This window comes from Prosthecobacter debontii (genome assembly GCF_900167535.1).
In the GTDB taxonomy this organism is placed as follows: domain Bacteria; phylum Verrucomicrobiota; class Verrucomicrobiia; order Verrucomicrobiales; family Verrucomicrobiaceae; genus Prosthecobacter; species Prosthecobacter debontii.
Genome location: NZ_FUYE01000018.1, coordinates 103,499 through 124,880, shown reverse-complemented (window position 1 = coordinate 124,880; position 21,382 = coordinate 103,499). Strand labels below are relative to the sequence as shown.

Here is a 21,382-nt window from a genome sequence, read left to right as displayed (position 1 = left end):
CCGAAGATGTCGTCTCGGAACGATGGATCGTCGTGACCTCGTTAGATGGTGCACTGTAGGTTTCCGAGTAAGAGGTCAGAATGTCTGACTGAGCAGGCCAAGTCGACGCTGGTGCGCCCACTCTTTTCACACTCAGTAATCTGCCTGCGGTGTTCTCCGTGCGAGTCGTTGAAACCCCCATTGAATCAGTCACCGTCTCGCTCAAATCTGTTGGGTATTCGCGGCTTTCAATGGTAATGCCATCTTGAGTAATGGACAACAGCTTACCCGCACTTGAATATGTGTAGTACTTAAAAGTCATCGTTTGCCATTCAGTGCCATCCCAAACTTCGGTGGTTTCACTCACAACACCATATGGACCGCTAACTTTTTTTACTCTGTAAGACTTTCCAGTCTGTTTAAAGGAACCTTCATAAATTGGAAGCCCTGAACTATCTGTGTTAATAGCCCCTTTAACATCATGTAAAACGCTTTCAGTCGTATAAGGCCCGCCCTCAACCGGATACAACGTCTCGTCTTCAGATGTAAAAGGCTCCTCAAGCGTGTATTGAGTCACCGCACCCAAGGAGTTGATTTGCGCGGCTAGTTCACCAGGGATTGACGTATCATTGGGAGATCCATATGGAGGCGACAAAGGCTCTGTGCCAACAATGGAATAATGCCCTCCAATAGCACTCGGCATGACTGGGTGATAAAAGTTGATTCCGAGCTTCTTACAGCTGGATGGAAGGCCCAAAATATTAATTTTATAGACCCTTTCACGGATAGCCCCATTGGGAGCAGCTGTTCCATCTGCTGCGACATATGAAGAGGCCCATGGATCCATGACATTTCTTGAAGTGTATAACGACTTTTCATCACCCGATGAAGGCCAATAAAGCTGATAATCCTGCGCTCCCCCTGGCGTGAAATGAACTAACTCGCCAGTGTCTTTGCGCAGAATCCGCCCGCCTGTAGAACTAGTAACGTCGGTGCTGAGCCAAGGTTCGATCACCTCATCCGTAGGCCGGTTAACTTGAGTTCCTACCAATTCATTAAGGCTAGACCCCTGGTAAGTTTTAGTAACGATGTAGTCCGAGTTCGCTCGATACCAATATTCATTCTTTCGCTGAGCGAGCCCAACACCCGAAATTTCATAGTTGAGCTTGATGAAACGGTCCCCTGACAATTGGTATCTAAAAACCTCATGTTGAGTTTGATGATAACGCGTCAATTGCTTTACGATACCCCCAGTCTTGAACTCGTAAGTCTCCTTTGTCTCCGAGATGAGAGCATCTGCAAATACCTCTCCACTGGGGCTACCGCCAGGGCTTGTGTTCACAAACCTCGAATTTACCTCTTGCTGTTTGACCCCGCTTTCTGTCCATGTCCACTTCACCGTACTAACCGTGTTGGCCACAAACGTTTCTTCATAAATAAGGGTCATGCTTGGATTCAGATCGCTACCTTTGAATTGTTTGAATTCAAAAGTCGATCCTACTTTTTTGATGTAATATGCAATAAGTGGCTCAGCTTCAGCGACCACGTCAAACGATGACTCATCGAAGAATTCGCCACTGTATTGTTTGATCGAAATAATATCATCTTCTTCCGTCGCCTTGAACACATAATTCGGGGTCTTGTAAATATGAAATTCCCCCACAGGATCCGACAAGAAATGAGAGACATGAGATTGACCTGCCTCTCCTCGGAAAGAGAGTAATGTCTGCCAATCTTCCGAAAAATCGGGGTTTTCCAGCAAGCTGGCATCAAACACTAAGCTGCCAAAAGGCATAGCGTGCTTTTCACCCTCTTCTAAATAGCCCCCTAAGGGCAATTCAAAGTGGGCTCGAGGGGCCGACACTTCCTCAGGATGAGCCGTTGCTGCAACGGACGAAACCGAAGGAGACGTTGAAAGACCTGACGAACAACAACTCGTGCCACTGCCAATGAGAGGTCGATCAGACACAAAAGGCTCTTGAGACGCGGTAAGCATTGAGGGGGCACTCCCCCGAGCTAATAAATTCGCCATCTCAGGTTGCGCTGCGGGTTTCGCAAAACTGATTTTATAGGACTTCTTCACCAAGGTGAACACTTCACCAGGATCAGATGGCTCGGGATCTGGATCGCCGCCACCTCCAGTAGGCTCTGGTTTGGCCATGGAGAAAAATCCGGCTGATGGACCTACATTTCTTGGTTCTGCGGACGTGTCCCCTTCGGGCCCATTTGGACCTATGGTCGTAACGGTCTCCTTAACCATGATGTCCGCCTTGCCTGCACAAACGCTGCACAACACGGCTCCATCTTCTGCTTCATCAAACACCAAATCATATTCTGGGCCGATTTTTAAATTCAATGAGTTACCATTTTTAAGAGCGGAGCCTGCTAACGCGACTTTTCCCTTAACCCCACTGATATTAACTACGATGTCAAGACTGTCTGGCTCAGCAAACAATGTCGTCGCTAACGACAAAACAAAACAAGCGAGGATCTTAATAGACATTGGACCAGGAAATTTGGAATACATTTGAGATGACACGCGAGTTATTTTCAACGTAGTGGGGTAGTTACTTGAAACTGAATATAAGGCGTCGAACGCCAATCATTCGGATCACTCCCCAAAGCGATCTCTTCAGTATCGGTAAGACCGTCGCCATCGGCGTCCATACTCGCAGGAAAGGCCGAATAGAATTCCTCATGATCAGGAACCCCATCTTCATCCGTATCTGCTACCCAAGGTGAAGTGCCCGCAAGATGTTCCTGAAAATTTAACAACTGATCACTGTCGAAATTGTCTTCTGAGTCGATCATTCCATTTCCGTTTTGATCCGGGTCCAATGGATCAAGGCCATGCATCACTTCCCAGCCATCGAGGAGCCCATCCCCATCCGTATCATGATTTTTGGGATGCGTTCCATGTAAATACTCCAACGCATTACTCAACCCATCAGGGCGATCAAAGTCATCTAGCCCATCTATAACGCCATTTTGATTCTCGTCCGAATTACGAGGGTTTAAACCATAGGTCACCTCCCACCCATCCGGCAAGCCATCATTATCACTGTCGGAATCAAATGGAAAAGTATCCCATTCATACTCTTGTAAATTGGTCAAAGAATCTTCGTCATCATCATTCTCGGGCAAAAGTGCTAATACGGCGTCCCAACCATATCCGCCTGGAGTGCGGACCTTCTCCCAAAAGTCAGGCAGGCCGTCCTCATCAAGATCATTGGTGACGATGTGGGCCGTTTCTATCCCCCCCACCAAAGAAGCTAAAGAAGTATCTACGATAACTTCACCCGAGCTGGCAACAGACGAAGTGTAAATCACTTTACGGTTTTTCAAATACTCCACATACTGCCCAGTCCTCCTAATCGAAAAGGTCGTTTTGAGACCATATCCTCCAAGATTTACCTTTTGAACACCTGACTCATAAACTTCTGCACCTGCCGGACTGAACTTGATCGCATGGGTGAATGTTGAAAAATGACGATCCACATTTGCAGCTGATAACCCGACGGCCAAATCGCTTTCAGGTTTGACGGAAAATACAACAACGCCATTCGCAACGAACTCGACCTGACTCACACCATCCGCATCCCAGCTACCTGCAACACCGCCGTTTTTGGTTAAAGATCCGATGGCATCATCCTTGACAGTGTTGTTTAGATTCGACCACGTGACTGGTCTCGTGAAGCTGGTGTAATCCTGTGGATGCGTACCAAATCTAAACTCATGCAGGTTCGTTAGCCCATCCGAATCTCCGTCCGTAGACAACGTGAAATCTAGGCGTTCCAGGATCAAATCATTGCCCGTTCCTCCGTAGTAGTTGGCGATGTATGAGTAAGTCTGTCCGCCAATCACAATCGAAATGATTTCATTATCAGGAAGATCCGTGAAGAAACCTTCAATGAATGCAGAGCTAGGTGTCAATTCGACCACTTTGATCACTGGCGGCGCTGTCGATCCGGTGAAATTGATATGAATGGATTTGCCAGAGGCATTCAAAGAAGTCGCCGTTATAGGGACTTCACTTCCAGTGACGTAATTTGCAGAAAACACGCTGTCTGAGCCGATGCCTGTTAAATTCAAATCAAAGTTTTTCGCGATTCCGAATACTGTGGCAGTGATTCTCACAACTGCGGTATGCGTGCCGATTGCGCTAGGATTGAAATTGATGACGAAGGTCCCGTATTGGCCCGAACTCAGTGCCGTAGGTAGAGATGAACTAACGCTGTAACTTGATGAGCTGTCGTTAAGCTTACTCATCGTAATCCCAGACAGAATACCCACCCCATGATTTTCAATGCGAATCGTCTGAGAGCTAATCCCGCTATTATACGAGGTCACTCCAGTAGCGAAAAAGGTTTGGCCAAAGTCTAAGGTCTGGCCATGACTGAGTTGCACATCGTTGGGAGACTCAACAGCCATTACAGCTTGCGGTTCTGCGACAAGCGTTATCGCATGATCCAGGCCCGAGGACGTGCTGACGTGTTTTTGACTGACTCCCATTTCTCCAGCAAGCACGACCAGCGGGAGAGAATTCGTTGCGGGCGTCGTCGTTCCTTGACCTATCTGCCCCACATTGTTATGCCCCCAGGCATGGACGCTGCCGTCTGAGCAAAGCGCGTAGCTATGATTTTCCCCGGCAGAGATGGCTGTGACCGTTTTGTTATAGAGACTGGAACTGCCACTGTCGGTGTTAACGAGGGCTGGCGTAGAAGTCGCCGTGGTGGTGCCATCGCCAAGCTTTCCATTGGTATTCGCTCCCCAACTTATCACTTTGCCATCACTTCGCAAGGCTAGCCCATGAAGCTCTCCCGCAGCTATTTGGGTGATGGTTAGGCCGCCACTGAGTAGCGAACCGAGGCTTGTATTGATAGGCACATAGGCATCCGCGCTACCAGGAGTGCCCGTGAGGCCGTTGCCGAGTTGACGGCTACCGTTGTCTCCCCATGCTGCAATGCTACTATCAGAGCATAGCGCTAGGCTGAAATTTAGTCCTGCGGAGATACCGATCACAGTCTTCCCAGCCAATGCTCCAGTGCTAGTATTGACCGATTGAGGAACACTGAAAGACGCCGTTGCTGAATTACTGCCCAGGCAACGAGCCGTGTTACGCCCCCAGGCAGCAAGGCTACCATCGGAACATAAAGCCAGGCTGTGAAAGGCGCCGCTGCCACTAGCAATACGCACCACGGTTTTTCCATTGAGGGCAGAACCGGTGGCCTTGGTCACTAGAGTTGGAATGCTTGTGGCCGTCGTGGTTCCATTTCCCAATTGTCCAGTGGTGTTATATCCCCAAGCGGCCACATTCCCGTCCGAGCAGAGAGCTAAGCTATGATAGAGACCCGCAGCGATAGCGACTACCGTCTTGTCCGCAAGAGCTGAGCCTGCCCCATCAAAGACGGCGATGGGGCTCGCGCTATCGGTCGTGCCGGGAGTGCCCGTCAAGCCATTGCCAAGTTGACGATTTGCATTGTCCCCCCAGGCATAGACTTTACCCTCTGAAGTCAGCGCGAGGGTATGAGTGCCGCCTGTAGCAATGCTAAGGATTGTCTTGCCTGCGAGAACGCCCGTGTTCAACGTAGCCACGGGTGTGGTGCGATTTGTTTTAACACCATCTCCCAAACTGCCTTGAGTATTAAAACCCCAACCGTAGGGGCGTGAGCCCGCCCATTGCAGTACGAGATCGTTGCCGTCACCCCCGTAGTAGTTGGCAACAAAAACATACGAAAGGCTACCATAACTTAAAATCACCTGGCTGCCATGCGCCATACCGACGTAAGAGCCCGAAATGAAGTTCAACCCCGTGTTGTTAATGACCTTCAGACTCGCCCCAGTCGCAGGAGCAAAAGACAAGCTGATTTGCAGTTCACGGCCCGATAGGTCCACGATGCTGGAGGTCGTGATAGGGATCGATTGCGCCGTGCTAAAGTTGACGGCGTAAGAAGGCAGTTGCCAGCCTTCCACACCTTGCCCGAGGATCGCATAATCGTAAGCGGCTTCATTGGTGTCGTTACTATAGATGATGATAGTGGCAGACCGCGGCCCTGGAGCGCTCGGGTACAAGGTCACATTAAAGGTGCGGCTCTCTCCAGGTAAAATCGGACCCGTAATTTGACTGACCCCGAAATCCGCCGCGTTCACCCCAGTGAGAGCAATGTTAGAAATGATCAGCGGACCACTCCCGCTATTCTCGATGGTAAAGGTTTTGACACGCTCGGGAAGCGCCACCGCAGGACCATAATCAGTATCATCTGACACGGAAGGAGTTGTGTCTCCATCGACAATCGTTACACCGTTGCCTTTCACGTTGATTTCAGGCTCGATACCCTCTGCCTTCACCGTGAAAGTATAAGCAGCTTCGTCGGCGTCATTGCTATTGATTGTCACCGTGGCATAATGCGCTCCAAGAGGGCTGGCAGGATAAAACAGCACATCGAAGCTTTTGCTCTGCCCTGGAGCGACCGTTCCACCTGAGATTTGAGTCACCGAAAAGTTTGACGCATTGGGTCCGCTTAAACCAATGCTGGACACAGTCAACGGACCCGTTCCCGCATTTTCAATGACAAAAGTTTTAACCAATTGAGGAACATAGATTCCAGGACCAAAATCAGTTCCGTCAGACGATGATGGGGTCGCATCTCCATTCACAATACCTAAATCATTGCCTTTGAGGTTAATCTCAGGCTCAACGCCCTCGCCACTCACGACAAAATCATAAGCACCCTTCGTGGCATCACTATTGGTTACGGTAATGGTCGCCGTTCTCGTCCCGATCGCACTTGGATTAAAGGTGAGTGTAAAAGTTTTGGGAGTCGAAGTCGTGACGGTGGTTGGAAGCGAAAGCCCACCCACGGTAAAATCGGCGGCATGAGTTCCACTTACCGTGATACTCGAGACTGTGGCATCTTTTGCCCCCGTGTTCCGAATCGTGTAAGTCTTCGTCACATACGCATTAACGGGGGAAACTAAAGTTGGATCGAATAAGGTATTGTATGCCAGACTCGCGCTGGTGGCACCGTCTGGAATGCTTTCGCTGCCTGAAGAGATATAAACGTCGGCACCGACTTTAAGCTGCATCCCGCTGAAGCCTTGAGAAATCCCCAAATACCCCCCTTGCACGGGGCTTCTTGTTCGAACAATCGCAGAATCAGGCAAAACGGAGCCAGAATACTGCCATTGATTGCCATAGATGTTCGTTAAAGTGCCATAGCCAAGATCTGACCATGAAAGTCCAGAGTCATAAGAAACTTGAAACTTGGCGTAGTCTCCCCGCGGAAATCCAAGGCTACCGGATCTATTCCAAGTAATCAATCCATTCGAATCAATCTGCAAACTAGGACTAAAACTAGGCATTGATACTCGACCGATCAGAGAGGTATCATTAGCAGAGTATTCCGAAGGATAAACGTGCAGCAGCACTCCATTGTTTTCCTGCATCGTTGCACCAGCCGTGACATAATTACTCAGTCGATAGTCCTGGGATCCGTCCGCAAAGGCTTCCCCATAAATAACGCCTTGATAAGGCCCAAACTGTTCTGAGTTAAATGTGATTCCGAAAGCCATTTGACCCGACCGATTTTCCCACCAAGAATAAAGTGCATTACCATCACTTAGAATGGCCCCTACCGAAGAAATTCGAGTGCTAGCCATACAAGGTATGTTATAATACTGACTCGCTACCTCATCATACATTTGCGCATTACTTTTTGAAAATATTCTAATATCCCCATTAGACTCTATTTTCATTCCATCTTTTCTAGACACATAAGGCAAAAACGCAGTGTCGCAGCTACCATCGAGATTGAGTCTGGCGAGGTAAGACTGAGTGATGCCCGCAATTTGAGTAAAATAACCCAAGACATAGAGCTGATCATTTTTCAATGCCAAAGAATCAACAGTGTTATTTGGATCAGGGCTAAAACCGGTATCCAAAGTACCATCTGTATTCAAACGAGCTAGGCGAGTCTTTGCTGCGCCACTGACGGTGGTAAATGCTCCGCCAACAATGAGCTTACCATCTTTTTGCAAAGCCAATGCTTTCAACAAGGTGGAATTGAGGTTCGCTGGCCCAAACACTGGGGCGTAGGTCGAGTCCAAAGATCCGTCGCTATTGAGCCTCACCAGATGCGTTGCAGTTCCTCCCCCGACACTCAAGACCGCTTTTTGACTCCCCGCGATTATTTTGCCATCTTCTTGAAGGATCAGATATTCAACCCGCCCTGAAATGGAGGCGCGAAAACTTTCGTCCAGGCTACCGTTTGAGTTTAATCGAGCGACCCCACTACCCGTTCCGGAATTCGTCGTGTAGATAAAAGGCCCGCCTACCAGGATCTTTCCATCAGGCTGAAGAGCTGAGGTCACCACCGTGGAATAAGCGGGAAGGCCTACACTAAAATTTGGATCCAGGACTGGCACTGCCGCCCTCAGCCCTCCCAGAAATACCACGAACAAAAACAGCCAAATTCTCAAGGCTGACGAGGGGTAAGAAGAACAGGTGTTCATGAATTTCGGAATATTCGTGTTAGCTCAACAAGGGATCGATTCAACAGCTTTAGCGTTAAAATCTTATTGGATTGATCTAAATTTAGTATTTTAGCTTAAAATGAAATTTCTATCATTCTTGATTCCCTTCATTTTACAATGGGACTAGGCCCACCGTTGCCACTCAAGGATATTGATCATCAATGATGATGAGGCTGCTATCCGAAAGACGGATTGGAGTGGAGGTCTGCTGGGAGCTCCAATGTCGTTATGACCTAATATAGGAGCCGACTGACGGGTTAGTCGGACTAGCCGAGGTCAAAAACTGGATGCGGGGATCGCTTCAACAAGTGCCCGCCAAATCAGAAGGCTCTCGCTGTCCAGCGAAAACAGTTCCCACCATTGTATGGCGACGGAGCGAGCGGTCCGAGAATCTCCTTTCGCTCGGCAAGGCCTGATATATCCAGGGTTTGGAGACTGAACGGGGGTGCTATTGTCTCGCCTCGGTTCGCTTCAAGTCTCTAAGCTTAACGCGTGGTCTCCGCAGCCGCCTCAGTGAACGCGAGTTTCTGAACAAACCAATACAACGCTTGCTTCCACTCGGTGAAATCGTGTGCGTGGTCGGTGACATGCCAGAGATGAGGAACGCCATTGGCCTTGAGATAGGCATGGAAGTCCTGACTGATGTGGATGAGACCGTCACGGCTACCGCAAGAGAGCCAGAGCAGCTTGAGCTGTTTCGCCGCTGCAGGATCAGGCAAAAGATCTTCGTTTTTTCTCGTGTTCGGAGCGGAGGAAAAGCCTCCCACCCAGGCGAAGGTGTCCATGTGAGCAAGACCAAAGTTCAAAGACTGCCCGCCCCCCATCGAGAGGCCTGCAAGTGCGCGCTGCTCACGATCCTTTCGCACGGCATGGCGCGACTCGATGGTCGGGATCACATCCTCCAGCAGGTCATGCTCGAAGACGGTGAAGGCGGGCGCGTGCTGGAAGACATCGCCGGTGGGTCGGTCATTCGTCTGAGCCCGGCCATTGGGCATGACCACGATCATGGATTCGGCTTTGCCATCAGCGATGAGATTATCGAGGATCACATTCACCTGAGCGCCGCGCTCCCACTCCCATTCATCTCCCCCAATCCCGTGCAGGAGATAGAGCACGGGGTATTTTTTCTCCGGCACATAATCAGGCGGGGTATAGACGTTCAGCTTCCGTCGCGTGCCGACGGTCTTGGAATGATACTCGAGGATCTCCAGCTTCCCATGAGGGATGTCATCGCGCGGCTCATCCCAACCTGGGAGTGGGGCAGGAAAGGCGGGCTTATCATCCGCTTTAAGCTCGATGGGTGCCCAGGCTTGGCGCGGTTGTGGGGGTGGGCTTTGGACGGGGTTTTCCATGGGTTCTGCGATGTCCGCTCCGGAACAGATCAAACAGGCGAGATGAAGGAAGATGGCGATTCGCAGGTGCATCGGCTTAGCGTGTCGGGATGCCATGCCACGGATTCCGCTGCGGAAGAATGACGATTTTTATAAAGAATCGGTCTTGGCCTGCTCAAGGCCCTTTCCAATCACGTGCAATGAAGCCATCGTTGATGAGGAGAAAATGGAGCGGGCGATGGGAATCGAACCCACGTATCAAGCTTGGGAAGCTCGTGTTCTACCATTGAACTACGCCCGCAGACTGCTTTTCCGCAGAGGTCGCAGTTTGGCGATGGCCGGAGGAGATGTCAAGATATCGAATCGTGTCGCCGCACGAAACTTGAAGGGTGTGCACCTGGGTGGGTCTGGGCTTGCGATTTGGCCCAAGTGCGCCTAGGCATGCAGGCTGACTGACCAACCCCTGATCATGTTTTACATTTCCACCCGCGGGCAGACCCGTCCCCATACGTTTTCTGAAGCTGTCGAAGCCGGTCTGGCGACAGATGGGGGGCTGTTTTTGCCGGAAAAGCTGCCGGATATCGCAGGGAAACTCGCAGGTTGGGCGTCGCTATCCTATGCGGAACTGGCTGCGGAGTTTTTCCAGCTCTTTGCTCCAGAGATCCCGGCGGAGGAGTGGCGTGCGCTGACCCAGGAAGCATACTCCAAATTCGATTCGCCCGACGTGGCGCCTCTGAAAAAGCTCTCGGACCAAATCCATGTGCTGGAGCTTTGGCATGGGCCGACCCTGGCGTTCAAGGACTTTGCCCTACAGCTCCTGGGCCTGCTGTATAAGCGGCAGGTGAAGCTGAAGGGCAAGAAGCTGGCCGTGCTGGGTGCCACCTCCGGCGATACCGGCAGTGCCGCCATCCACGGCTGCATGGGGCAGGACGGCATCGATATCTTCATCCTGTATCCGAATGGCCGCGTGGCCCCGCTGCAGGAGCGCCAGATGGCCTGCACGGGCGCCAGCAATGTCTATGCGATCCCGATGCCCGGCACCTTTGACGATGCCCAAGGCGTGGTGAAGGAGTGCTTTGGCGATCCTGCGTTTGTTTCCGCCGTGAATCTCTCGGCGGTGAACAGCATCAACATCGCCCGGGTGCTGGCCCAGTGCGTGTATTACATCTGGGCTTGGCTGAAGCTGCCTGCTGAAGCCCGCGCGACGGTGGAGTTCGTGGTGCCGACGGGGAACTTTGGCAACGTGCTGGCCGGTTGGCTGGCTCAGCAGATGGGCCTGCCCTGCGGCGGCTTCCGGGTGGCGACGAACCAAAACGACATCCTGTATCGCTTCTTCGAATCGGGTGAATACAAGCAAGGCGAAGTGCGCCCGAGCTATGCGCCGAGCATGGACATCCAGGCGGCCTCAAATTTCGAGCGTTATCTCTACTTCCTGTTAGGCAAGGATCAGGAGCAGGTGCGGCAGGTAATGCTGCGCATGAAACAAGGCGAACGTGTGACGCTGCCGAAACCGAAGTCCAGCTTCCGTGCCACCCGCATGGATGACGCGATGATCGCCGACACCATCGCCCAAGTCTGGCGTGACTACAGTTACGTGGTGGACCCCCACACCGCCTGCGCCTTCACCGGTCTGGCGGAAGATCGTGTGAGTGTCGTGCTCAGCACTGCGAGTCCCGCGAAGTTTCCCGAAGTGGTGCAGGAAGCCACCGGCACGGAGCCCCTCCACCCGACGCTGGAAGCCCTGAAAGACAAGGCCCTGCAAACCTACCCTCTGGAGTCCTCTCCTGAGCCGTTGAAGGCTTTTATCCGGGAGAAAGTGAGTGGCAAGTAAGCGTGACCTTACCTTTGAGTTGGCCGCAAGAAAACGCAAAAAGCGCCAAGGAGGAGACGAGAGATGGCTGACTAACGTAGGCGGGATGTGTTTGGAGCAGAACGCTTGTGGTTCGATAAGAGCCTCATCGCCAAACTATCCGGCGCTTGGGGGAGATGGTGAACACCCTGGAGAGTATGCACATCTTCGGGGAGAGCCGGATAGATCGGCGGTTGGCTTAAAGATGAGGGCGAAGTTCACCCCGCCGAACACATCCGGCCTACGGTTGCTTGCAATAAGGCGCACGAAAAGAGGCTGGGGCCCATTCACTTCACCAGCTTCACATTCTTGAAGCCAAGACCGTCGCCAAAGACGAGGAAGTTGAGGGCCTTTTTCTCTTCACCTAACAAGGCGTGTGTTCCGCTGATGACGGTGTCATTCACCTGCACGGTGACGGTGTCTCCCTTGAAGGTAATGCGCACCGGATACCAGAGATCGGGCTGGAGCTCGATGGCTTTGCGGGCGAGTGGTTCAGTCTGCGTTTTATCCTGACCGGGCTCGGGGTTCTTCGTCAGGCCGACATGGGTGGGGCTGATCTCGACACGGAAAGAGCGTTTGTCGGCCCCGGCTTCGATGCGCATGGAATGGCGGTCGGCACCCTGGAATTGGATCTGATAGTCGAGCGTGCCTTCCTTCACAGAAATCGGCACACGCAGGGTAGCTCCGGCATCCTTGGCACCTTTTTGAGTGCCCCATACGGCCCCGTCTTTCGACTTCCAGACTCCACGTCCGGTCGTCCAGGGTTTCCCGGGCACTTCAGCCAGGGATTCCGTCAGCACAGCCTCGCCGGAGACGGCAGGGAGTTCCGCGATTTTGGGCTGAGGTTTCTCCAGAATGGGAGGCATCTCGCGGCTGTAACCGCCATCGCGATAGCGCACGAGCAGGGCACTGAGTTCCTTCACCACTTCAGGATGCTCGGCACTGACCTCTTTGGTTTCGGAGGGGTCTTCTTGCACATTGTAAAGTTGGGGTTTGAACTCCTCGGACTGCTTGCGTCGGATCCCCTGTGCAGGCACGCCTTCGATCCATTTCCACGGGCCTTTGCGGATGGCATAAATGCCGTCTGAACTGTGAACGATCATGTCGCTGCGCGCAGGTTTGGCTTCTTGCCCCAAGAGAGCAGGCAGGATGTTGTAGCTATCCTCAGCGGCCGTTCCTGCGGCAGGCAGTTTTTCACCCACGAGGGCGGCCGTAGTGGCCAGGATATCGGCAAGACTGACCATCTCTTTGCACACGGTGCCTGCGGGTACATGACCGGGCCAGCGGGCGATGAAGGGCACGGTGAAACCACCCTGCCAGACGGTGTGCTTACCCCCACGCAGGATGCCATTGACCTTCAGTCCTGCCTTGTAGGCGTCCGTCTGTGGCATGTCGCGTTCAGGCCGGAAGACCCCGCCGTTGTCAGCGGTGAAAATCACGAGAGTATTGTCGGTGAGGCCCTTCTCATCCAGAGCCGCAAGGATGCCGCCGACACTGCGATCGAGTTCATGAATCCAGTCGCCATAGGGGCCGGCCTTGCTGGTGCCCGCAATGTCCTTGTCCGGTGTCACGGGGTTGTGGACGGCCACGGGAGTGTAGTAGAGAAAGAACGGGGTGTCCTTCGACTGCTGGCGGATCCAGTCGGCGGATTTTTCCGTGAGGTAGGGCATGACCTTCTCATTGATGCGGCGAGGGGCATCCAGATCCAGCGTCTGCACGCGACCACTCTCGGTGTCTTCAGCGGTGTAAGTGGCTTTGAAGTTGGGGTTGTCACGGTCAGGGCCGCTGATCTTCATGCCAGCGGGGATTTTGCCGTCACGCAGGCCATAGACGAAGCGGTTCTCCACATAGATACCGGTGAGGTCGCCATGATTGGCGGGCACGCCAAAGTGGTAGTCGAAGCCGATATCGAGCGGGCCTGGGGAAAGCTCGGCGGCGTAGTCGGTCTTCCAGACGGGTGAATCATCCGCCTTGCCATAACCCAGGTGCCATTTACCGATCGCAGCGGTGTTGTAGCCATGCTTCTTCAGCAGGGAGGCCATGTTCAGCCGAGTGGTCTCGATGTGCAGTGGCGAGAAAGTGCCGAGCACGCCATGCTTCTCCGAGGTGCGCCAGCAGTAGCGCCCGGTGATGAGGGAATAACGCGTGGGCGAACAGACGGAGGAGGTGGTATTCGCATCGGTGAAGCGGCGACCTTCCTTGGCCAGGCGATCCAGGTTCGGGGTCTGGATCAGTTTTCCATCCGCCCCATAGCAGCCCACGCTGCCGTAGCCGTAGTCATCCGAGAGAATGACGACGATGTTGGGACGATCTGCGGCAAACGCCGTTAGGCAGAAAAGGCTGAGGAGCGTGAGCAGGGATTTCATGCGGCCCCTGAAAACGAAGCGAGTGAGCGTTCCTAGCCGCAAAAACACGCAATAGGCGCAAAGAGTTAGGGTAGGTGGATATGCGGAGGGTGGGTTTGTTCTGCTGGCGACGCGACTCAAATCTCAGATCGGGTTGCTGAATAACCCGCCCTTCAAAAGATGCGGCCGCGCGCCAATACCCACTCTCGGATAGACGTTTGTATTCGCAGTTTTCTGGTCATGCGACCTGCCCTAAACAGACGGGTAATCCGGCCACAAGGTCGCGAGAGCCCAGCAAATGGAATGCCAGACAAACCCGGCCTTGTATGTTGAGGGCAGAATGAATTTGGCCACGAGAACTCGCCAAGAAGCATCAAAATTCAGGCTCCCATTTTTTGCGCCTTCTGCGTTTTTTTTTGCGGCCCTTCAGAGCAAAATAAAACCCCGACCTGCTTTCACAGATCGGGGTTCTGAGAGAGTTCTAAAAACTCGTTGTGAGGAGATTACAGGATCTCCACGCCGGGCACCTGGACGCCGGGGATGGCAACGGGGTAGCCGCCTTCCGCGTCAGGCTTGACTGGAGGTTCGGTCTCAGCGGTGACGATGTTTGGCATGTGCTGCACCTTGGAGTTGAAGGCATCTTCCCACTTGATCTCCTTACCCGAGTAAGTGGCCATACGGCCCAGGATGGAGGTCATCGTGGAGTGAGCACCGTAGGAGGCGTTGTTGATCGGCGTGTTGTCACGCACAGCGGCCTGGAGGATGTCGTGCTCAGTCTGATACGGATCAGGGTCACCGGTGCGGCGGCCTTTTTTGCCTTTGGCTTCACCGTCTTCAGCAGCGGCAGCGCCAGAGCCGGGGCGGTATTTCCAGATGACGTTGCCCTTATGGTCCACAGCGTAGCAGTTGGGCTTGTTGTCCAGATAGATCTTGCCCTTCGTGCCGGTGAATTCTTCACGCACGGCATTGTAAACGCCTGCTTGGTGACGGCACTGGCTGTTGATGCGCACGCCGTTCTCATAGGTGAACTCGACGTAGTGGTGGTCAAAGATCTGCCCGTATTTCTTATCCACACGCTGCTCGCGACCACCCATGCCCTGAGCGCTGATGGGGTGCCCACCGATGAACCAGTTAGCCACGTCGATGTTGTGGATGTGCTGCTCGTTGATGTGGTCACCGCACAGCCAGGTGAAGAAATACCAGTTGTTGATCTGATACATCAGCTCGGACTGATTCGGCTGCTTGTCACGGAACCAGATGCCGCCGCCATTCCAGTAAACCTGGCCGGAGACGATATCACCGATGATGTTCTGCTCCTTGACCTGCTTGAGAGCTTCCAGGTAGCAGTTCTGGTAACGACGCTGAAGGCCGACGACGACCTTGAGGTTTTTCTCTTCAGCGACCTTGGCCATTTCCAGCACCTTGCGCACGCCGGGGGCGTCCACTGCCACGGGCTTTTCCATGAAGATGTTTTTACCCGCGTTCACAGCCGCTTCGAAGTGATACGGACGGAAGCCAGGAGGTGTGGTGAGGATGACGAGATCGCACTCATCAATGACTTTCTTGTAGCCATCCAGACCGGCAAAGATGCGGGAGTCATCCACCTGGACTTTCTCCGCATGCTTGGTGCGCAGGTTGGAGAGGGAGGCTTCAGCCTTCTCTTTGAAAGCATCTGCCACGGCGTGAAGGACGACGCCTTCCTGCTTGGTGCTCAGAGCCTGGTTGGCTGCGCCTGAGCCACGGCCGCCACAGCCGATGAGGCCGACTTTGATCTGATCGCTACCTGCAGCCCAGGCGGACTGTGCAACGGTGAGGGCACCCGCGGTGACGGCGGTTTTGCCGATGAAGTCACGGCGCGTGGTGGTAGGGGTTGGTGTGGTATTCATGGGATAAATCGCGGTTGGATAAAGACGATGGGGTTTGAGAACGCTGGCAGAGGCTCAGGAATTCCAAGCCTTTTTGATCACCTCAATGCCTTCCAGGTAAACCTGATCAGGAGATGGGAAGAAATCACGCCAGACACGAGTCGCGGCTGCGAGGTCGGGGAGAGAACCGCCGAAGGCCTCGATGGTCATCCAGCCATCATAACCCAGGGACTTCAGCTTCTGGATCTGCTCGGGGATGTTGATGTGGCCGCGGCCTGGAGTGCCACGATCATTTTCGGAAATGTGGACGTGGTAGAGCTTGCCCGAGTTATAGACGGTCTCGATGGCGGTCATCGGGCACTTCTCCTCGATGTTCGCATGGAAGGTGTCATACATAGTGCCGAAGTTGGCGTGGCCCACGCGCTTGGCGTAGCTGGCGGCCTGCTCCATGGTGTTGAGCAGGTGAGATTCGAAACGGTTCAGGGCCTCGATGGCGCACTTCACGCCAGCAGCTTCGGCCACCGGAGAGATGGCGCGGTGCACTTCAGCGGCATTGTTGAGCTCTTCTTCGGTCGGGTATTTACCGGTGAACTGACCGAGCACCTGATAATAAGGGCCGCAGAGGACCTGCACGCCCGCATTGTGAGCGCATTCAAACACGCGCTTGAGGTGATCGATGGCACCCTGACGGTTCGCCGCCACAGGGCTGATGGCGTTGTGAGCTTCATCGGGCAAAACAGTCACGGCAGTGGCTTCGAGGCCGTTGTCTTTCAGCACACGACCAATCGTGGAGAAATGAGCGGGGTTGCTCACGTCAAAGATCGGGATCTCGACGCCATCGTAACCGGCGGCCTTGAGTTTCTCGACGATAGGGAAGTTCTCTTCGGTCACGTGACCGGTCCAAAGGAGGAGGTTGAAGCCAATTTTCATGTATGGGGAAGGCAGACTAGAAAAGCGCTGGAGAAACCGCAAGACTTGCTTTTTGGCGATTTCTAAGCGCGGACAGTGGTGAACGCAGGCAGAGCGGTGAAGGTTTCAAGTTGAACATACCAAAGCGAAAACCATACTCAGCACGTAGCCCCAAGGAATTCCCACACACTCAACTGCCCCATGATGCCCACCGCTGCACGTCTTCTGTCTCTTGCCGCCGTTTGTTCCCTGCTGGCCTCGTGCCAAAATGGTCAAAGCTCCCTCGGTGGGAATGACCCCTATGTCTCCAACTACGGTAACGACGGCGGCTACAACCCCTACCCTGGCCAGACTGGTTATGCTCAGAGCGGGGTTGGTGGAGGCTACAGCGCCCCGTCTTACACCCCGCCTCCGGCCCCTGTCGAAGCGGACCCCTATGCTTTCCATGCGCCCAGCTCGGCGCCTAAAACGACCAGCAGCAGCTCAAGCGCCAAGAAGACCACCACCTCTTCTTCCTCCAAACCTAAATCCACCCCCAAGAGCACCGCTAAAAAATCCAGCGGCAGCTACAAAGTGGCCAAGGGCGACACCCTCTACGGCATCGCCCGCAAGCGCGGCACCACGGTCGCCAAGATCAAATCCGCCAATGGCCTGAGCTCCGACCTAATCCGCCCCGGTCAGACCCTGAAAATCCCCTGAGATCACGTTCCATAGAAAGTGGCAACGTGGAATGGCGGGGGGGATCGAATGAACGAACCCTCCGCTCCGTCAACTGCACTTACGTCTATGGAAACACCTCCCACTCCTCCTCTCAGTAGCCCCGTGGTACGCCAGGGCCCCACCTGGAAAAGCATCATTCTCTTCACCCTTGCGGTTTTCGTCGTCGGTTGCGGTGTTACCGCCGCAGCTACGGCTTGGTGGGTGAAACGAAACATTTACGCCAGCCCCATCACGCCCGTCAGCCTCACAGCGAGCGAGCAGCAGACGCTGGAGGCTAAGCTCCAGGTGCTCAATACCAGCACCGCCCCAGCAGCCCAGCCAGAAGTCTCCCCCGGCGAGCAAGAGCGCACGCTCATCATCACCGCCCGCGAGATCAATGCCTACCTCGCCAATCAAAACCTGGGCGATACGGTCAAAGTGGATCTCGGCCAGGACAACATCTCCGCCACCGTCCTGGTTCCTATTCCTCCCGATGCGGGCGTCCCCTTGCTCTCAGGCACCACGCTCAGACTGGGTTTGGCGATCAACGCCATGATGGACGAAAATAAAAAAGTCGCCTTGGTGGTGCGAGATGTCCGCGTCGGCGGCATGCCCCTTCCCAATGCCTGGCTCGGCGACATCAAAGGGGTGAACCTCGCTGGTAACGAACTGGAGAAAGACCCTGCTTTGCAACGCTTTTTAGCAGGGATTCAGAGCCTGGAAATCACCCCCACAGGACTGCGTATTGTATTGGCAGAATAGGGGTTACAGCAGGCTTGGCCAGTGCCTTTGACAACGGCAGAATGTGAACAACTCAATAATTTTCAGAAAAAGATGCTTGGCAACTGTTTAGGGGTGCTTTAATTATCGGCCACGGTGGAAGGTCTCCCGGACCAACCTCCATCTCATCAACAAACCAAAATCGACCATCATGAAATTGAAGAGCATGACCTCCGTCATCACGAAGTCGGCACTCGTTCTGGCAGCAGCTGCTAGCCTGAACGCTTTCGCTGGCACCCCCGCCCCAGCTAAGGGCGTCACCCCAGTCGTCGAAGAAGACGCTGGTGCCCTGTTCGACACACTTGGCGCTACCGTCGAAGTGGGTTATGACACCCGCCTCTACTACCGCGGCCTGTGGTTCGCAGACAACGTCACCTGGGCTGGCCTCAGCCTGAGCGTGCCTCTGACCGAGCAGCTTTCCCTGGGCTTCGGCGCTCTCTATGTGAGCACCGTTGACACCCTGGTGAATGACGAAGGTGCTGACACCCTCGACTATTCCGAGCTGGACCTCTCCACCTCCCTGACCTACGACGCTGGCTTCGCCAAGTTCGGTCTGGTTTACACTCACTATGAGTTCTTCGACGGTTTCGGTGGCACTACCGCCAACGGTCCTTTCGGTGCCGGTGAAGGTAACGTCTCCAGCGCTGACGAAGTGGGTATCACTGTGTCCACCACAGCTGGCCCTCTGAACATCTACACTGGCTTCTACTATGACTTCCGTATCGGTGGTTCCTATGCAGAAGTTGGCTTTGATCTTCCTATCGAAATCACTTCCTGGCTGAGCATCGTCCCAGCTGTTAAGGGTGGTTACGGCTTCGACTACTACACCAGCGGTGTGGTCCCAGGCGTCCAGAGCAGCGGTTTCACCCACGTGATCCCTTCCATCTCGGCTCCTATCAAGCTGACCAAGATCGCTACCCTTACCCCTTACATCGCCTACAACCTGTCCCTGGACGCTCGTCATGAGCTGAACACCACCGACAGCGAAATCTTCGGCGGCGTCAAGCTGAGCGTGAGCTTCTAATTTTGTCGGAGTCTTAAAGATTCCTTCAAGCCAACTCCCAACCAGTGCTCCTGGTTGGGAGTTTTTGTTTTTGGGTAATTGATCACCCCGAGTTCAACTAGGCTCAGTCACGGAAGTTTTTTTGTTTGTTGGGAAAAACCGCCCCCGCTATGAATGGAGCACCACCCTCCTTTATGGCCCCCAAATCCCTCAACTGGAATTCCTCCTCCCTCACCCACGGCTGGCAGCGCGGCGTTAAATCGTTCTACTGGGGCCTCGGATTCCAGCCGGAGGATTTTAACAAACCGCAGATCGGCATCGCCACGCCCCTGCTGGATGGTAACATCTGCAACATGAAGGCCTATGAGGTGGCCAGCCTCATCCGGGAAGGCTGTGCAGAATCAGGCCTCATCGCCTTTCCCTTCGGAGTTTCGGGCGTCAGCGACAACATCACTCAGGGCCATGAAGGCGGGGCCTCATCCCTCGTTTCACGCAATCTCATGGCCAATGGCGCCGAGATGGTCACCAGCGCCCACTGCTATGATGGCCTCATCGGCGTGCATCATTGCGACAAAAACGGCCCCGCCTTTGCCATGGCCTTGGCCCGCCTTAATTTCCCAGGGCTGATCGTCAACGGAGGCAGCATCCTGCCGGGTTGTCATTCGGGTAAACCCATTACCATTCTGGATTCCTACGATTCCCAAGCCCAAGCCAACAACGGCAGCATGAGCTTCGACGAATCCGAGGCCATCATCCGGGCCGCCTGTCCAGGAGCCGGCGGTTGTGGCATCGCCGCTTCCTTCAATACCTGGGGCATCGCGCTGGAAGCGATGGGACTTAGCCTCCCAGACACCTCCTCCATCCCAGCGGTGGATGCTGGTAAGAAGGGTGATTGCCTGCGTGCAGGACAGGCCATGCGTCGGCTTTTAGAATTGGATCTGCGCCCGCGCACGATTCTGACCCAGGCGGCGCTCACCAATGCCATGACCGCCATCGCCGCGATGGGCGGCTCTACCAATGGCGTGCTACACATCCTGGCCGTCGCGCATGAGGCCGGGGTGGATTTCACACTCAAAGACGTGCAAGCCATCTGCCGCCGCACCCCCGTTTACTGCAACTTCGCCCCACGCGGTCGCGGCACCATGGCAGATCTGCACCGCATCGGCGGCACTGCCATGCTGCTGAAGCACTTCCTGCGCGCCGGACTGCTGGATGGCTCTTGCATCACCGTCACTGGGCAGACTTTGGCGGAAAACGTCGCACATTGCCCCGATGTCCCTGCCGATCAGGACCTCATCGCGCCGCTGGGCCAGCCCTTCAAAGACTACGCCGACCTGCAAATCTGCTTCGGCAATCTGGCCCCTCACGGCATGGTCTTTAAAGTCTCCTCACGTCAGAGTCCGCAGTTCAAAGGCCGTGCGATCTGTTTTGAAAGCGTCAAGGCCGTCTCGGATGCAGCCGCCGAGAAAAGGATTCAGCCAGGGCATTTCGTGGTCCTCCGTGGTGTTGGCCCTATCGCCGCAGGCATGCCGGAGCTGCTCGTCGCCAGTGCCGCCCTGGCCGTGCCGGAGCTGGATGGCAAGGTGGCCTTCCTTTCCGATGGCCGTGTCTCAGGCGTTTCCCATGGCGTCATGGGCATCCACTGCTCCCCCGAAGCCGCTGTCGGAGGTCCAATTTCGGCCGTTCAGGACGGTGATGAAATCGAGTTCGATCTCCTCGCCGGAACCATCCATCTGCATGCGGATCTGTCTGAACGACATGCCGAATGGCCGCAGCCGAAGCATCAGCGCGGCTACCTGGCTGACTTTGCAGCGACAGCTTGCCAGGCTCATCAAGGCTGTGTTTCCTCCTGGGTGCTGCGGGATCGTTGAATGCCGATGTGCCGATGAGTTCAAGGCGGATCGGTGGGTCAAAAATCAGCCGCCTTTTCCTTCCCGGCTCTTGGCCTGGTCAGAGCGTGGGGGTATTCCATCCACGAGCTAAAAACCCTCACCCTCAGCCATGCGGCCCAAAGGGTCGCCGAAGTCAGCCCAGGGCGCAGCGCAGCCAGCCCTGGGTCAAAAGGAGAGAACGCGATGTTACCAAGTGTT

10 protein-coding genes and 1 tRNA gene are annotated in these 21,382 nt (G+C 54.3%); 5 read left to right on the top strand and 6 right to left on the bottom strand.

The features are described from left to right. Positions 1-2,529 precede the first annotated feature (2,529 nt). The 3 genes from B5D61_RS21140 to B5D61_RS21130 form a co-directional block, all read right to left on the bottom strand. Positions 2,530-8,490 (bottom strand): RCC1 domain-containing protein, encoded by a 5,961-nt coding sequence (locus tag B5D61_RS21140; protein ID WP_078815431.1) that lies wholly within the window; start codon positions 8,488-8,490, stop codon positions 2,530-2,532. A 506-nt stretch (positions 8,491-8,996) separates the two neighbouring features. Then, positions 8,997-9,959, bottom strand: a complete 963-nt coding sequence (locus tag B5D61_RS21135; RefSeq protein ID WP_245846580.1) for an alpha/beta hydrolase — start codon at positions 9,957-9,959, stop codon at positions 8,997-8,999. A gap of 110 nt (positions 9,960-10,069) precedes the next feature. After that, positions 10,070-10,143 (bottom strand) — tRNA-Gly (locus B5D61_RS21130). A gap of 168 nt (positions 10,144-10,311) precedes the next feature. On the opposite strand from B5D61_RS21130, the gene thrC reads away from it, so the two are divergent. Next, positions 10,312-11,673, top strand: coding sequence for a threonine synthase (gene thrC, locus B5D61_RS21125; RefSeq protein WP_078815430.1), 1,362 nt, complete (start codon positions 10,312-10,314; stop codon positions 11,671-11,673). Between the two features lie 305 nt (positions 11,674-11,978). Here the strand turns inward: thrC and B5D61_RS21120 are convergent, their stop codons facing one another. The 3 genes from B5D61_RS21120 to B5D61_RS21110 all read right to left on the bottom strand — a co-directional run bounded on the left by B5D61_RS21120 (position 11,979) and on the right by B5D61_RS21110 (position 16,831). Beyond that, positions 11,979-14,057: a sulfatase family protein gene (locus tag B5D61_RS21120; RefSeq protein WP_078815429.1), complete on the bottom strand. Its 2,079-nt coding sequence runs from the start codon at positions 14,055-14,057 to the stop codon at positions 11,979-11,981. 482 nt (positions 14,058-14,539) lie between these two features. Then, complete coding sequence (locus B5D61_RS21115) at positions 14,540-15,922, bottom strand: Gfo/Idh/MocA family protein (protein WP_078815428.1); 1,383 nt, start codon at positions 15,920-15,922, stop codon at positions 14,540-14,542. A 54-nt stretch (positions 15,923-15,976) separates the two neighbouring features. Next, complete coding sequence (locus B5D61_RS21110; protein WP_078815427.1) at positions 15,977-16,831, bottom strand: sugar phosphate isomerase/epimerase family protein; 855 nt, start codon at positions 16,829-16,831, stop codon at positions 15,977-15,979. A gap of 180 nt (positions 16,832-17,011) precedes the next feature. Here B5D61_RS21110 and B5D61_RS21105 point away from each other — a divergent pair, with 180 nt between their 5' ends. From B5D61_RS21105 to ilvD, 4 genes are all read left to right on the top strand, one after another. Further along, a complete protein-coding gene (locus B5D61_RS21105; RefSeq protein ID WP_078815426.1) occupies positions 17,012-17,509 on the top strand; it encodes a LysM peptidoglycan-binding domain-containing protein in 498 nt (165 codons plus the stop codon). An 87-nt stretch (positions 17,510-17,596) separates the two neighbouring features. Then, positions 17,597-18,271 carry a hypothetical protein gene (locus B5D61_RS21100; RefSeq protein ID WP_078815425.1) on the top strand — a complete coding sequence of 225 codons (675 nt, stop codon included), beginning with the start codon at positions 17,597-17,599 and terminating at the stop codon, positions 18,269-18,271. A gap of 169 nt (positions 18,272-18,440) precedes the next feature. Further along, on the top strand, positions 18,441-19,313 hold the full coding sequence (locus B5D61_RS21095; protein WP_078815424.1) for a hypothetical protein: 873 nt from the start codon (positions 18,441-18,443) through the stop codon (positions 19,311-19,313). Positions 19,314-19,486: 173 nt separating this feature from the next. Next, positions 19,487-21,163 carry a dihydroxy-acid dehydratase gene (gene ilvD, locus B5D61_RS21090; protein ID WP_078815445.1) on the top strand — a complete coding sequence of 559 codons (1,677 nt, stop codon included), beginning with the start codon at positions 19,487-19,489 and terminating at the stop codon, positions 21,161-21,163. Positions 21,164-21,382: the final 219 nt, after the last annotated feature.

Bases quoted from the DNA above. Each gene is read 5' to 3' on its own strand.
- B5D61_RS21105 (WP_078815426.1), top strand. From the start codon at position 17,012: ATGATGCCCACCGCTGCACGTCTTCTGTCTCTTGCCGCCGTTTGTTCC.
- B5D61_RS21095 (WP_078815424.1), top strand. From the start codon at position 18,441: ATGAAATTGAAGAGCATGACCTCCGTCATCACGAAGTCGGCACTCGTT.
- B5D61_RS21140 (WP_078815431.1), bottom strand. From the start codon at position 8,490: ATGAACACCTGTTCTTCTTACCCCTCGTCAGCCTTGAGAATTTGGCTG.
- thrC (WP_078815430.1), top strand. From the start codon at position 10,312: ATGTTTTACATTTCCACCCGCGGGCAGACCCGTCCCCATACGTTTTCT.
- ilvD (WP_078815445.1), top strand. From the start codon at position 19,487: ATGGCCCCCAAATCCCTCAACTGGAATTCCTCCTCCCTCACCCACGGC.
- B5D61_RS21100 (WP_078815425.1), top strand. From the start codon at position 17,597: ATGGAAACACCTCCCACTCCTCCTCTCAGTAGCCCCGTGGTACGCCAG.
- B5D61_RS21135 (WP_245846580.1), bottom strand. From the start codon at position 9,959: ATGGCATCCCGACACGCTAAGCCGATGCACCTGCGAATCGCCATCTTC.
- B5D61_RS21115 (WP_078815428.1), bottom strand. From the start codon at position 15,922: ATGAATACCACACCAACCCCTACCACCACGCGCCGTGACTTCATCGGC.
- B5D61_RS21110 (WP_078815427.1), bottom strand. From the start codon at position 16,831: ATGAAAATTGGCTTCAACCTCCTCCTTTGGACCGGTCACGTGACCGAA.
- B5D61_RS21120 (WP_078815429.1), bottom strand. From the start codon at position 14,057: ATGAAATCCCTGCTCACGCTCCTCAGCCTTTTCTGCCTAACGGCGTTT.